13 protein-coding genes are annotated in these 13,465 nt (G+C 57.3%); 6 read left to right on the top strand and 7 right to left on the bottom strand.

Features of this window, described 5'->3' with window-relative positions; translation table 11 throughout:
- Nucleotides 1-159 precede the first annotated feature (159 nt).
- Entirely contained in the window at nucleotides 160-693 is a 534-nt protein-coding gene (locus tag GOV88_RS09955; RefSeq protein WP_171240316.1) for a hypothetical protein, read from the top strand.
- Here the strand turns inward: GOV88_RS09955 and pncA are convergent.
- A complete protein-coding gene (pncA, locus tag GOV88_RS09960; RefSeq protein WP_171240317.1) occupies nucleotides 690-1,283 on the bottom strand; it encodes a bifunctional nicotinamidase/pyrazinamidase in 594 nt (197 codons plus the stop codon). The two genes, GOV88_RS09955 and pncA, sit on opposite strands and share 4 nt — an antisense overlap.
- 97 nt (nucleotides 1,284-1,380) lie before the next feature.
- Between pncA and GOV88_RS09965 the strand changes: the two genes are divergently transcribed.
- A complete protein-coding gene (locus tag GOV88_RS09965; RefSeq protein ID WP_171123047.1) occupies nucleotides 1,381-2,286 on the top strand; it encodes a rhodanese-related sulfurtransferase in 906 nt (301 codons plus the stop codon).
- A 75-nt stretch (nucleotides 2,287-2,361) separates the two neighbouring features.
- Nucleotides 2,362-2,865: a potassium channel family protein gene (locus GOV88_RS09970; RefSeq protein ID WP_171123045.1), complete on the top strand. Its 504-nt coding sequence runs from the start codon at nucleotides 2,362-2,364 to the stop codon at nucleotides 2,863-2,865.
- 4 nt (nucleotides 2,866-2,869) lie between these two features.
- On the opposite strand, the gene GOV88_RS09975 is transcribed toward GOV88_RS09970, so the two are convergent.
- Nucleotides 2,870-3,199: a hypothetical protein gene (locus GOV88_RS09975; protein WP_171240318.1), complete on the bottom strand. Its 330-nt coding sequence runs from the start codon at nucleotides 3,197-3,199 to the stop codon at nucleotides 2,870-2,872.
- A gap of 161 nt (nucleotides 3,200-3,360) precedes the next feature.
- Here GOV88_RS09975 and betB point away from each other — a divergent pair, with 161 nt between their 5' ends.
- From betB to GOV88_RS09990, 3 genes are all read left to right on the top strand, one after another.
- The gene (gene betB, locus GOV88_RS09980) at nucleotides 3,361-4,815 is read left to right on the top strand and encodes a betaine-aldehyde dehydrogenase (protein ID WP_171240319.1); all 1,455 of its coding nucleotides are present in this window, start codon (nucleotides 3,361-3,363) and stop codon (nucleotides 4,813-4,815) included.
- Between the two features lie 141 nt (nucleotides 4,816-4,956).
- Nucleotides 4,957-7,401 carry an FAD-dependent oxidoreductase gene (locus GOV88_RS09985; RefSeq protein WP_171240320.1) on the top strand — a complete coding sequence of 815 codons (2,445 nt, stop codon included), beginning with the start codon at nucleotides 4,957-4,959 and terminating at the stop codon, nucleotides 7,399-7,401.
- A complete protein-coding gene (locus GOV88_RS09990) occupies nucleotides 7,398-8,750 on the top strand; it encodes an MmgE/PrpD family protein (protein ID WP_171240321.1) in 1,353 nt (450 codons plus the stop codon). Before GOV88_RS09985 ends, GOV88_RS09990 begins: the two co-directional genes overlap by 4 nt.
- A gap of 49 nt (nucleotides 8,751-8,799) precedes the next feature.
- Here GOV88_RS09990 and GOV88_RS09995 read toward each other — a convergent pair whose 3' ends face one another.
- From GOV88_RS09995 to fliL, 5 genes are read right to left on the bottom strand one after another with little or no spacing between them, the layout of a single operon-like run.
- On the bottom strand, nucleotides 8,800-10,941 hold the full coding sequence (locus GOV88_RS09995; protein ID WP_171240322.1) for a hypothetical protein: 2,142 nt from the start codon (nucleotides 10,939-10,941) through the stop codon (nucleotides 8,800-8,802).
- A complete protein-coding gene (gene motA, locus GOV88_RS10000) occupies nucleotides 10,938-11,807 on the bottom strand; it encodes a flagellar motor stator protein MotA (protein WP_171240323.1) in 870 nt (289 codons plus the stop codon). The genes GOV88_RS09995 and motA overlap by 4 nt, the downstream gene beginning before the upstream one ends.
- 43 nt (nucleotides 11,808-11,850) lie before the next feature.
- On the bottom strand, nucleotides 11,851-12,423 hold the full coding sequence (locus GOV88_RS10005) for a MotE family protein (protein WP_171123032.1): 573 nt from the start codon (nucleotides 12,421-12,423) through the stop codon (nucleotides 11,851-11,853).
- On the bottom strand, nucleotides 12,420-12,920 hold the full coding sequence (locus GOV88_RS10010; RefSeq protein ID WP_171211648.1) for a DUF6468 domain-containing protein: 501 nt from the start codon (nucleotides 12,918-12,920) through the stop codon (nucleotides 12,420-12,422). Before GOV88_RS10010 ends, GOV88_RS10005 begins: the two co-directional genes overlap by 4 nt.
- 9 nt (nucleotides 12,921-12,929) lie before the next feature.
- On the bottom strand, nucleotides 12,930-13,427 hold the full coding sequence (gene fliL / locus GOV88_RS10015; RefSeq protein WP_254449207.1) for a flagellar basal body-associated protein FliL: 498 nt from the start codon (nucleotides 13,425-13,427) through the stop codon (nucleotides 12,930-12,932).
- Between the last annotated feature and the right edge of the window lie 38 nt (nucleotides 13,428-13,465).

Below are 13,465 nucleotides of genomic sequence, written 5' to 3' on the forward strand. Positions count from 1 at the left end.
ACTCCTGCGATTTCCGTTGTTAGATCAATCGGTGCGTTGAATGGCAAGAGTCGCTCGTTCGGGGACAATGACAATGTCAGGTCACAAAGCGAGCATATTGTGAGTTCTTTTCGCTTGTTAGTGAAAAGTATGGAAGGGAAGACGAGGTTTAAATAGTGAATGGTTCTCGAGTACGATTTTGACATCGTTGTAGTCGACCCGGGGGATGGTGGTCTGGAAGCGGGCGCGGATGGGTATTCGCAAAAGCCGGTATTGCGCGCGATGTTCCGCGACGTGAAGACGGCGGACGCCTTGCGTGCGACCTCGCCGAAGATTCGCAAAATCTTCCAGGATGCAGGCTTTGGTCTGGACGCCACCGGCAGCGAGTTGCTGCACGGCCTTTACCGTCCGCGTGACGAGGCCGAGCGTGAGCGGATTCTACGCGCCTTGTTTGCCAATATTCGTGATCTTGGGGTTCAGGGCGAATATTGCGGTGAATTTGACTTTTGGAAGTTCCTGCGTGACGTCAAAACTGCCCGCCCGCGGAACGGGCAGCGCAGAAAGGTGGCCGATTGGACACCCAATCCGCGTTACAAATCGCCTGCAACACCCCAACGTCGGACCGTACCGGCACGGGTCGGTGTCGCATTGGGCCTGGCCGTGGTCATATTTGTCATACTCAAATACCTGGCGGATTCAGGGTCGACTCCCTAGGTCAACGTCACACCTGCATTGCGCATTGCCGATTGGGCCGCCGCCAACGAGCCGTCCAGATCAATGGCGCGGCACATATCCATGCGCACTGTCACGTCAAACCCAAGCCGCGCTGCATCCACTGCCGAGAAGTGAACGCAAAAATCCGTGGCCAGCCCAACCATGGTCAGTTTCCTGAGGCCGCGTGTATTCAGATATCCTTCAAGGCCCGTGGGTGTGGTTTGGTCATTCTCAAAAAAGGCGGAGTAACTGTCGATGTCGCTGCGAAATCCCTTACGGATGATCAGGTCGCCGTCGCTGCGCAGGTCGGGATGAAACGCTGCGCCCTTGGTCCCCTGCACACAGTGATCCGGCCACAATACCTGCGGGCCATCGGGCATCTCCGTCATATCAAAAGGATTTTTGCCTGAATGAGAGCTGGCGAAAGACGAATGCCCTGCCGGATGCCAGTCCTGCGTCAGGATGACCGCGTCGAAAGCGTTCATCATGGCGTTGATGGGGGCAACGATCTTATCCCCTTCGGGCACGGCCAGCGCGCCGCCGGGGCAAAAGTCGTTCTGGACGTCGATTACGATCAGGGCGTGGGTCATCGGGGCCTCCTTGCGTTGTCTTATCGGTAGGCGGCAAGCAGGGGGGGCGTCAATCCGGTCCCTTGCGACTCTTTGAATGCAGGTTTAGACCGCGAGCATGTATACCATCGCTGCCCTCTATCACTTCACCCGATTCCCGGATCACGCTGCCCTGCGTGCTCCTCTGCTAGAGCTATGCCGCGCGCAAGCGGTCAAAGGCACGTTGCTGCTTGCGCAAGAAGGGATCAACGGAACCATTGCAGGCCCCCGTGCCGGGATCGACGCGGTGCTGGCCCATATCAAGGCATTGCCGGGATGCGTGGACCTTGAATGGAAAGAGGCCACCGCCGATCATCCACCTTTTGGCAAGATGAAGGTGCGCCTGAAGAAAGAGATCGTGACCATGGGCCAGCCGGATGTCGATCCGCGCGCCCGAGTTGGCAACTATGTTGAGCCCGAAGATTGGAATGACCTGATCCGCTCGGACGATGTTGTGGTGATCGACACGCGTAATGATTACGAGGTTGCGATTGGCACGTTTGAAGGCGCAATAGACCCTGAAACAGCCAGTTTCCGCGAATTCCCGGCGTGGTGGGAGGAGAACAAGGATCGTTTCCACAACAAGCGCGTTGCCATGTTCTGCACCGGCGGGATCCGTTGTGAGAAATCGACCAACTTCCTGTTGGGGCAGGGGGTTGAGGATGTCTATCACCTGAAAGGCGGCATTCTGCGTTACCTTGAGGAAATGCCCGCCGAAGACAGCACATGGCAGGGCGAGTGTTTCGTGTTCGACAATCGTGTGTCTGTTGGGCACGGGCTGGTCGAAGGCCCCCACAATCTGTGTCACGGCTGCCGACGTCCGATCCTGCCCGAAGATATGAAACGCCCTGAATACGAGCATGGCGTGTCCTGCCACCGGTGCATCAACGAAACGTCCGAGGCGGACAAAATGCGTTTTCGCGAGCGGCAGAAACAGATCGGACTGGCGCGTCAACGCGGGCACGAGCATCTGGGCACGACCTAAACCTCTGATTTTTCAGGTTGCGGGTATGCGCCTCTGACCCGATGATTAACCGTGTCCCATACTGACGGAGGTTTCATGCACCGCGACCCGATTACTCTGGAAGAGTGGAAGTCGACCTTGGTTGCTGCCCTTGGGTTGGTGGTCGCCAGCTTCATCGCATGGTACGGGCTGTCGCGATTAAGTGAAACCACGGCGGGCGACAAGATCGGCACAGCAACAACCGTTCTGTTGACGATCTGGCTTGTTTCGCAGACCTGGTATTACATGACCCAGGTCAAATCTCCCCGGCGGCAACTGCTGCTGATGGGGATTTCCTTCATTCAGGTCGTCCCCTTTCTTTTTGCGGCTGTCTATGGGTCGTTCGGTTATTACGACCTGTGTGTCGTAGGCGCGCGCGGCCCAACTGATGTTTTGTATTTCTCTTACGTGACTTTCACCACAGTTGGGTTTGGGGATTTACACCCCGCCGGAATGTGTCGCGGTTTGGCCGTGGCCGAAGCTATCACCGGCTATATCTTGTTGGGCCTGTTTGTGGCCGCAGCGGTAGGGATTTACGCCCGCTCACACAGCGAAAACTGATCCGCTATTTGTTGTGGTCGATCCACAGCGACATCGCATGTTTGTCCCGAAAACACTCCTGCGGGATTTGTCTGCGTTTGCTGCGGGCAATCCGCTCGGCATAGGCCACCTGCTTGCCGGTCGGATAATTGGCAAAGGGTGATGGATCATGCGGTTTGTGCGCTGAAATCCACTGCGACATGGCCCGACGATCCCGTTGTGCTCCGACAGGGATTTCCAAAGCTGACTGATGAGCGATCGCGCGCGCATAGCGCATTTGCCGATCAGTGACGGGCAGCAAGTGATAGTCGTTTGATGGGCCGTTCAGAGCAGAATTTTGCGTGGCGTAAGACATCGGAATGTTCCTCTGACTATGTGGAACATAAATGGAACATTAACTTTTCTATTCAAGAGGGCGGTGATTCACATCAGCGAGAGTTTGCCGTGTTTACGTTTATTGACTGGTCAGTCAATAAAAGCTAGAGCCGAAGAAAGACTTCTGAAAAGGACCCGGTCATGAAATTCCAGCCCAAGGCGAGCCATTTTATCAACGGCGAATACGTCGAAGACACCAATGGCGCCCCCATCGACGTTATCTTTCCCGCAACCGGAGAGATTATCGCCCGGCTGCATTCCGCCACGGCAGAAGTTGTTGAACAGGCTCTAAACAGTGCGAAAATGGCTCAAAATGAATGGGCTGCGCTGTCGGGAACCGAGCGTGGCCGGGTTCTGCGTCGTGCCGCTGACGTCATGCGTGAACGCAATCGCGAGCTGTCTATTCTGGAAACCCACGATACCGGCAAACCACTGCAGGAAACGCTGGTCGCCGACGCCACCAGCGGGGCTGACGCGTTGGAATATTTCGGTGGGTTGGCGGCCTCGCTGACCGGTGAACATATCCCGCTGGGCGGCGGAGATTTTGTCTATACCATCCGCGAGGCGCTGGGCGTCTGCGTCGGCATCGGCGCGTGGAACTATCCGACACAGATCGCGTGCTGGAAGGGCGCGCCCGCGCTGGCTTGTGGCAACGCCATGGTGTTCAAACCGTCGGAAACCACGCCCCTGTCCGCGCTGAAAGTGGCCGAGATTCTAATCGAAGCCGGGGCCCCCAAAGGCATCTACAACGTCGTGCAGGGTTACGGTGATGTGGGTGCGTCGCTGGTAACAGACCCGCGCGTGGCCAAAGTGTCGCTGACCGGATCGGTGCCCACGGGCCGCAAGGTCTATGCCGCCGCCGCCGCCGACATGAAACACGTGACGATGGAGCTGGGCGGCAAATCCCCGATGATCGTGTTTGACGATGCGGATATCGAAAACGCTGTTTCGGGCGCGATTCTGGGCAATTTCTACTCCTCGGGTCAGGTCTGTTCCAACGGCACCCGCGTCTTTGTGCAGAAAGGCATCAAGGATCAATTCCTTGCCCGCCTGTCCGAACGTCTGGCTGCAGCGAAAATAGGCGACCCGCTGGATGAAAGCGTCAATTTCGGCCCCATGGTCAGCGAAAACCAGATGAACATCGCGCTGGGCTATGTCGAAAAAGGCAAAGCCGAAGGTGCTCGTCTGGTCTATGGCGGCGACCGGATCGAGGGCGGCGGGTTCTATATGCAGCCCACCGTTTTTGCCGATGTCACCGACGACATGACTATCGCCCGCGAGGAAATCTTTGGCCCGGTCATGTCGGTTCTGGACTTCGACACCGAGGCCGAGGTTCTGGCCCGCGCCAATGATAACGAGTTCGGTCTGGCCGCAGGTGTGTTCACCAACGACCTGACCCGCGCGCACCGTATCGTGGCCGGGTTCGAGGCGGGTACCTGCTATATCAACACCTACAACTTGGCCCCGGTCGAGGCCCCGTTTGGCGGCTCAAAGATGTCGGGTGTGGGGCGCGAGAACTCGAAACTGGCGATCAACCACTTCAGTGAGATGAAGACCGTCTATGTTTCGATGAACGACGTCGAGGCGCCGTATTAACTCAACTCTGGTTGAGAATTATTCGAGGTAGAACTTACCTGTTCCCGACATTCTGCGTCGGGAACAGAACATAAGGCCCCCGGAACCTGTGGCTGACTTTCTGGTAAGAGTTTATTCGCGCGCCAGCAGGAGGTCACGCCGATGAAAACCCACGCACAAGCCGTTGTGATCGGAGGGGGGCTGGTCGGCTGCTCGATCCTGTATCATCTGGCCAAGCTCGGCTGGACCGATGTTGTCCTGCTGGAACGCGATGAACTGACCAGCGGGTCCACATGGCACGCGGCGGCCAATATCCACGGGCTGCACGATAACAACAACATCACCCGCATCCAGCATTATACGATGAACCTGTATAAAGAGCTGGAGAAGGAAACCGGGCAGGGCTGTGGAGTTTTCCAGTCCGGTTCGCTTTATCTGGCGCAGACCGAGGACCGCGAACACCAGTTGCGTCTGCAAGAGGCTAAGGCAAAATTCTATGGCCTGAATTTCCACGAGATTAGCCGCGAACAAGCGATGGAATTGCACCCGCTGGCACAGTTCGATGACATTCGTTGCATCATGTTCGAACCGGATGGCGGCAATGTCGATCCTTCGGGCGTGACCCACGCCTATGCTGCTGGCGCCCGCGCGATGGGCGCCTCGATTGAGCGGTTTTGCCCTGTACTAGGCACTGAACAGCAATCCGACGGCTCGTGGATCGTGCGCACGAAAAAGGGGGACATCCACACACAGTGGGTGGTCAATGCAGGCGGTCTATGGGGGCGGGAAGTTGCGGCGCTGGCCGGGATCGAATTGCCTTTGCAACCCACCGAACATCAGTATTTCGTCACCGAAGCGATTGATGAGGTCGCCGCCTTGGGCCGCCGCCTGCCATCCATCGCCGACCGGGACGGTGAGTACTATTTCCGGCAGGAGGGCAACGGGCTGCTGATCGGTGCCTACGAAAAAGACATGAAGTTTTGGGCCGAAAACGGCACGCCGCTGGACTTTGCCCACGATCTGTTCCCCGACGATCTGGACCGGATCATGGAAAACGTCATTCGTGCCACCGAACGTGTGCCAGTCGCCGCGACCGCGGGTGTGAAACGGGTGATCAACGGCCCTATGATCTGGTCGCCCGATTCCAACGCGATCTGGGGGCCGGTGCCCGAGTTGCAGAACTATTTCTGCTGCACCGGGATCATTCCCGGATTTTCGCAATCGGGCGGTCTTGGCCTGCTGTCAGCACAGTGGATGATCGAGGGCGAGCCGCAATATGACATGTTTGCGTGGGATTTGGCGCGCTTTGGCGACTGGGCCGACAAGAAATTCACCAAGGCGCGTGTCCAAGACGCTTATACGCACCGTTTCGCCATCCACTTCCCGAATGAAGAACGCAGCGCGGGACGTCCCGCTCGTCTGCGCCCGGCCTATCAGATGCAAAAAGACTTGGGCTGTGTCTTTGGTCTGAACTGCGGTTGGGAACACCCGCTCTGGTTTGCCGAGCAACCCGGAGTGACTGACACAAACGGCTTTACACGCCAGAACTGGTGGGAACCTGTGGGCCGCGAGGCGCAGATGTTGCGTGAACATGTGGGTGTGATCGACATCTCGAACTTCGCCAACTACATCGTCAAAGGCCCCGGCGCGTATGATTGGTTGGATCGTCTGGTCGCCAACCGTGTGCCGACTCAGATTGGGCGGTCCTGTCTGACCCCCATGATCTCGGTGCGCGGCGGAGTTGCGGGTGATTTCACCATCACCAAGACTGCCGAGGACGAGTACATGATGATCGGCTCGGGCATGGCAGAACGCTATCACCAGCGGTTCTTCAACATGGTCGATCTGCCCGAAGGTACAACGCTCGAAGTCGCCACGAACCGTATTGCGGGCTTTAACGTGGCAGGGCCAAAGTCGCGTGACCTGTTGCAGCGCCTCACGAATGCGGACCTGTCAAACGAAGGGTTCAGCTTTATGCGGTCCCGCCGGATCGAGGTTGCGGGTGTGTCCTGTCTTGCCATCCGCGTCAGCTTTACCGGTGACCTGGGGTGGGAGCTTCATTGCGCCGAAGAAGATCAAATCAGGCTCTATTCTGCACTTTTGGAGGCCGCGAATGACTTGGGCGGCGGCCCGGTTGGCGGCCGCGCGTTGGGGTCATTGCGGATTGAAAAGGGATACGGTTCCTGGGGGCGGGAGTATTCTCAGGAATATTGGCCGCAAGAAGTTGGGCTAGCCGGGCTGATCAAGCTGGACAAGGTTTTCTTGCACAAGGACGCGTATCTGGCCGTCAAAGACAATACCCCACGCGAGGTTCTGTCGATGTTTGAAGTGGAGGCAACCAATGCCGATGCATCTGGTGGCGAGCCGATTTTCACCCCGGAGGGAACGCCGATTGGGCGGGTGACCTCTGGCGCATTCGGTTACAGCGTAGGGAAGTCTCTGGCGATCGGCTATGCCAACCCCAAGGTTGCCAAGCCCGGAGATACGGTGAGTATTTTCATCCTGGGCAGACCGCACAAGGCCACGCTTTTGGCTGAGCCGCCATTTGATCCGTCAGGTCTGCGGCTTCGGGACATAAGGCAACCTGTGGCGGACCCGGTAAAATGACGGGGACGTTCGACCAAGTCGCGGATTTTGCACTGCGCCGGACAGCGGACCAATTGCCGCAAAGCGCGATGGACGCTGCCGCCCTGATGATGCTGGACACTATGGGTATCCTGATCGCCTCTGGTCCGATGGAGGCGGGGGTGATCGCCCGTGAAACAGCGTCAGTGCTGTATGCCAGCACGCAGGAAGATTTTAGCGCGCGTATGATGTTCGATGGGCGTCGGGTCAGCATGGCAGGGGCTGCCTATGCCATGGCAACCCAAACCGACAATCTGGACGGGCATGACGGGTACAACCCGACCAAGGGGCATATCGGCGTTGTCGTCTTGCCCACGCTAGTCGCCCTCGCCGAGCATTGCCCCGACCTGACCGGACCCGACGCGCTGGCTGCCGTGATCACCGGGTATGAGGTTGCGGGGCGCGCCGGGTTATCGCTGCACGCCTCGGTCGACGATTATCATACATCGGGTGCGTGGAACGCGCTGGGTGTGGCGGCAATGGCCGCGCGCTTGCGAGAGCATACATCGGAACAATTGCGACAGGCGATGGGGATCGCCGAGTATCACGGCCCGCGCAGTCAAATGATGCGGGAAATTGCGAATCCAACGATGCTGCACGACGGCTCTGGCTGGGGGACTCTGGTTGGGCTGTCCGCCGCTGTTCTAGCCGAAAAGGGATTTACCGGCGCCCCGGCCATCACGATTGAAGCCCAATCTGCGGCATCTCATTGGGCTGATCTGGGTCAGTTCTGGCAGGTTGAACACCAATATGTAAAACCTTATCCGATCTGCCGCTGGGCGCACGCGGCGATTGATGCGGTTCGCGCGGTCATGGAGTCGAATGATCTGACGCACGACCAAATTCTGTCCATCCAGATCAACAGTTTTGATGAGGCTGTGTGCCTGTTTGGGGGAATGCCCAAAACGACGTCACAGGCGCAGTATTCCCTGCCCTTTGCCGTGGCGGTTCAGGCGATTTACGGACGGATTGGGGTCGAGCATATTTCTGGGGCTGGCCTGGCCGACCCGTCTGTTGCCGAGTTCATGGCGCGCATTCATACCTCTCGGTCCAAGCGCCACGCTGAGCGATTTCCGAAAGGCAGATGGGCGGATGTAAGCATCCAGACCACAGATGGACGAGTGTTGGATTCGGGCGATGTTCATGCCCGCGGCGGTCCCGAAGTACCCTTTGAACGCGAAGACGTAATCGCCAAATACACAGAATTTGCCGCGCCTGTGGTGGGTGAGCGAAGGGCGAATGCCATCCGAACTGCCATTTTGGGATGGTGCGAACCGACAAGCCGCTATTCTGATTTGGCACAATTAATCTTTCACCCCGTTACTCGATAATCGATCGAAAAAGGCTCTAACAAAACAAATTTTTCCATTCCTCCAGTTTTCATTCAGCCACTTTCGACAAGAGCGCAGCAATCTCCCGTCGGGTATTGGCACTGTGCTGCAATAGCTCTCTGGCATCGGCCAAAGGCCTGTCCGGGCTGCGGGTCAAAGGTTGCGAAAGGAACTGAGTGGATTGGCTGGCTTGGCTAAACCGATCGTCATGTTCAGTTTTTACTTCATCATTAAGATTGGCCAACCAGAATAATCTGTTAGCCGCTTCATGCTGACCCGAGGCCCTTAACACGTTGGCCGCGGCGGCGAAGTCGCCCGTTGCCTGCAACGCCTGTGCCCTAAGATCAACAGCATCCGTAGACGGGGTTGTAGCCAGTTCAAGCAGCGCCTGATGCGGTCGGTTACTCTGCAAGGCAGATTGGGCCCGAACACGCGCGCGATCCGATTTTTGCGTCTTGTCTTGAATACGACTTACCATGGAATGGGCCGGACCCGCAAAACCAAGCGATGCCAACCGGGTTGCTACCGCGACGGCGGTTTCTGTCGACAGAGCGTAGGTGTTTCTTTTCGACATGATCAGCGTGCGGCGCAAAAAAGTCGTGTCATCTGCACGTTCCACCAGCATTTGCGTGACCCGGTTTAATGCGACCTCATACTCCGCGTCCTTAGGGATTTCCCCCAGAAGGTTCAGCGCCTGATCAAATTCATGATTCAGGCTTAGGGCAACTGCATGGGTGCGCTGGGTCATGGGCTGAAACTCTGAACCTCGGAATTCAACAGCGTAAGAGGCAGCCAATTCGACTTCTTTCGCAGAAACAGAGCCTCTGTCGAACCACCGTTTCTCGACAAGTCGTGCAAGGGCCAGCGGAGCCTCTACCGTTGTGTCCGAAGATGAGATGACGTCCGCCAGGTGTGTTTCGGCGCGTTGTCCATCGCCCTCCGCCGTTGCGACGGTCGCCTTGGCCTGCGACGCTCTTGCCGTGGAATAATCCGAAACCCGGTCAATTGCCCGCAATACGCGCCGGGCGGCCTCTAGTTCCTTACCTTCAGTCAAAATCTCGGCCAAGGCCGGACCTACCTGACGCCGTAGATGTTTCGGCAGGCGCTGGAAGGTCTGTTCCACTGTCTTCAACCGAACATCACCCGATAGGTTCCCTTCGGTCAGCACCCCCCACAATGCCGCGTCGCTGTCACACCCTTGCTGGCCTTTGAACGGATTTGACCCGGAAACTTGACCGTCGTCCATATACTGCGCGATCGCGTTGATGCGTTCTGATTCACGCGAATTCGGGTCCAACAAGCCCAATGCCTGAATCGCTTCTGCGCCAAACCCATGGGACGCGTATAGCTTTGCCAATTCCAATACCTTCGTTTCATCGAGGGTATCGAATTCCTGATACATTGCTGACCGGAGCGCTGACACCAGTTCTGGAAACGGCTTCGTTCCGCCCCATGTCCTAAAGCTTAGGTCTGCGCTGGACAGGCACTGAGGCTGGCGTTCATTCGGGATAATGCCTGCATCCAGAAATTCATCCAATTCATCCAAAGCCGAAGTCACGGTGATATTTGCGCCCGGATCCATCGGCGCAAGCACAGGTTCTTGCGCGATGGACGCTCTGGGCCCAACCGGAGCAATCCTGAGGTCGACGAGTTCGCGGTCGGCACCCTGTAGAAGCCGGGTCGATAACTGGCTTTCAAGCTGTTGCGCATTCAAGCTCAATAGTGGCAGCGACAACGCCTCCGGCAGTTGTGTTTGCTTCAACGGGTTTTGCGCCGGGGTCGTTTTGGGCAGCAGCGGGGGTGGAATATCGCCGCTGATTTCCGGGAGCAGTGCCGCCGGAGTAATATCCACCACGATCATCGTCTTGTTGTGCAAAAACGAGGACGCGACACAGTCGCAACCGAATTGCATTTCCAGTGCTCCTCCCGGAGTGCTCTGTGAAATCGCCGCCAGACGATCTTGCGTCAACCGGCGAAAGACCGAGCGGGTATCGAATTTCACGCCATCCAACGCGACGCTCAGGCGCGCGCCGTTTTTGGTCTGTGCAAGGGTCCAGCCCGTGTTCGCGGGCACCTGCACAACCAGCCGTGTGTAACCTTCGTGTTCACCTGACCGAACCGGAACATCCTGCGCGACTGCCGCCCGAGCCAATCCCATTAGAACCGCTGCGAGTATTCCTGCCCTGATCATGCCGCGGCCTGCTTGAGCTCTTTCAACGCATCTTCCAGCTCGGAGAAGCCCGGTCGGTTATGGGTGGGCGTGTTCTGACGTCCGACTTCGATACACATTGCAGGATTGTGGTTGTGTAAATTGGCGACCAGAACCTCCCTGATCAGTTGGTAGAAATGGTTGTCTTCCTCAACGACGGCTTTCAGCTTGCCGGCGGAGGGTCCGACCAGACCGTAAGCCAGGAAAACTCCCAAAAACGTCCCGACCAGGGCGCCGCCAATCAGTTTCCCCAGAACTTCGGGTGGCTGGTCGATGGAGCCCATTGTCTTGATCACACCCAAAACAGCGGCGACAATCCCCAGAGCGGGCAGGCCATCAGCAACCGTTTGAAGGGCGTGGCTGGAATGCATGGCATGATGAAAATTCGCCTCCATCCGCTTTTCCAGCACTTCTTCCACTTGATGCGGATCGTCATAGTTCATCGACGCAGAGCGCATCGTGTCGCAAATCAGATCAACGGCCTCCTTGTCTGACTGAATTTTTGGGTAGGCCAAAAACAAAGATGAATTTTGGGGATCTTCTATGTGCTGTTCCACCTCGACCGGATTGGCCTTTGCTATTCGGATCAGGGAAAACAACAGGCACAAGAGATCGCGATAGTCTTCCGGCTTCCATTTCGGGCCCCTGAACACTTTGCCGATGTCCTTGGCGGTGTGTTTCACAGCGCTCAGGTCGTTGCTGATCAGAAAAGCACCGACAGCCGCCCCCCCGATCAACATCATTTCAAACGGTAGCGATTTCAAAATAATTGCCATCTTGCCACCAGCAGCCAGATAGCCACCAAATACCATGACGAAAATGACGACAATTCCGATTAGTCCGATCATGTGTGATCTCCAGCAGAGTCAAAGGCGGGTGTTAAGATTCAGGTCATTCTTGGGGGGCTGAGGCGTTTCGACCGGCCATGATGACACTGATCGTATAAGCCGCCTCGGGGCTGAGCCCGGCCAGAACGCCCGCTGCCGCATCGGGTGGCATGCGCGACAGGAAACCTGCCGCAAACCCCGGGTCCATCGTTTCAAACAAGGCTGCGGCGTCTTTCGGCTTCATGCTTTGATAAACGTCAGTCAGGCGTGTCAGGTCGGTTTCGGCGGCTTTTTCGGCATAGGCCAGCGTTTCGCGCAGGTTTTCTTCGGCCTCCTGCAAGGCGACCAACCTGCTCGCAATGGCCCGATCCGCGATACTCAGGGCCTTTTCCTTGACCTGCAACGCCGCCTCGCGGTCTTTCAACGCTTCTTCGCGGCGCAACAGCGCGGTCAGAAGTTCCTGCGCCCCGGGCCGGTCTACCTGAGTATTGGCGGGCTCGGATGCCGTTGGTTCGGTGGTCTTGGCGAGGGCAGGTCCGGCTTCAAGTCCCACTCGAATCGCGGCTGAGCCGACCATCAAAGCGGATATCACTGCAAGAACACCACCTTTGGGTCGGTTGGCAGGTTCGCGCTTCATCCTGTGACCTCGCCCCGATTACGACCATGCCGCATGAACATCAGGCCAACCGGTCGTTTGGCGGGGCTGTCTTGCTCTGGTTTCTGGACGTGATCCGCATCATCTTCTGATGTGTCAGCTCTGTGAGCGACGTCTGGTGAAATCTCAGCCTCTGGGGCCTCTGGCGCAGTATCAGTTTCGGCTTTGGTGGGGGCTTCGGGCTTGGGTTCTTCCGTGATGACGTCGTGCATCGACGCCATCATCAGTTCCAACTGCTGCGCAACTGTTTCTGCTCGCTGGGTCAGGTCCTTCAAGTCATCCCCAGATTTGTCAGTCGCCGCCCGCGCTGCATCCAGTGATTTCTTCAATTCATCCGCCTGCGTCGACAAGACAGCCACCGCGCCGCCGACCCCTTTTTCCAGATCTGTGAAACGCCTCAGGCGCCGGGACAGAACGAAGCAGTACAAACCCGCACCAAGGGCCCCCGCAACAAGCAACATATCTGCGATCAGTTCCAACTTCGCCTCCTAGTTCAGTACGAATTCCATGACGAGGACATCGCGCACGCGATCTTCTCCGACGACTATTCCGATGCGCCGAAGCAGGTGTCCGCGGATACGCATAAGCGCCAGAGAATCTTCGAGGTCTGAGATTTCGACCGCGCGCAGGTATCCGTTCAGAACGTCCATGATTCGCGGTTTCACTTTTTCGACGTCACCCAGGAATTCAGAACTCACCTCAAGTTGAGCGTGAAATTTCAAGTGGCGGGACGCGCCTGTATTTACCGAAACGATCACTGGCGGAAGGTCGACAAGGCCAACATCGGGCAACGCCATTCCGGGCGTATTTTTCTTTTTTTCCTTGGCCTCATGCGTGCTGGTCTTGGTCCCGATTGGCAACGCCCCCGAGGTGGTCAGAAAATACCCGCCTGCTGCGCCAATCATCGCCAGAATCAGCCCGATGATCAGCCCCATTTTCCCCGATTTTTTCGGGATTTCTGCCTGTTCTGCGGTCGCGTCGGTCATGAGGTCCTCATTCATCCGTTCTGCGATCGTCATAACCC

The sequence above is a fragment of the Ruegeria sp. HKCCA5491 genome (genome assembly GCF_013034565.1).
In the GTDB taxonomy this organism is placed as follows: Bacteria; Pseudomonadota; Alphaproteobacteria; order Rhodobacterales; family Rhodobacteraceae; genus Ruegeria.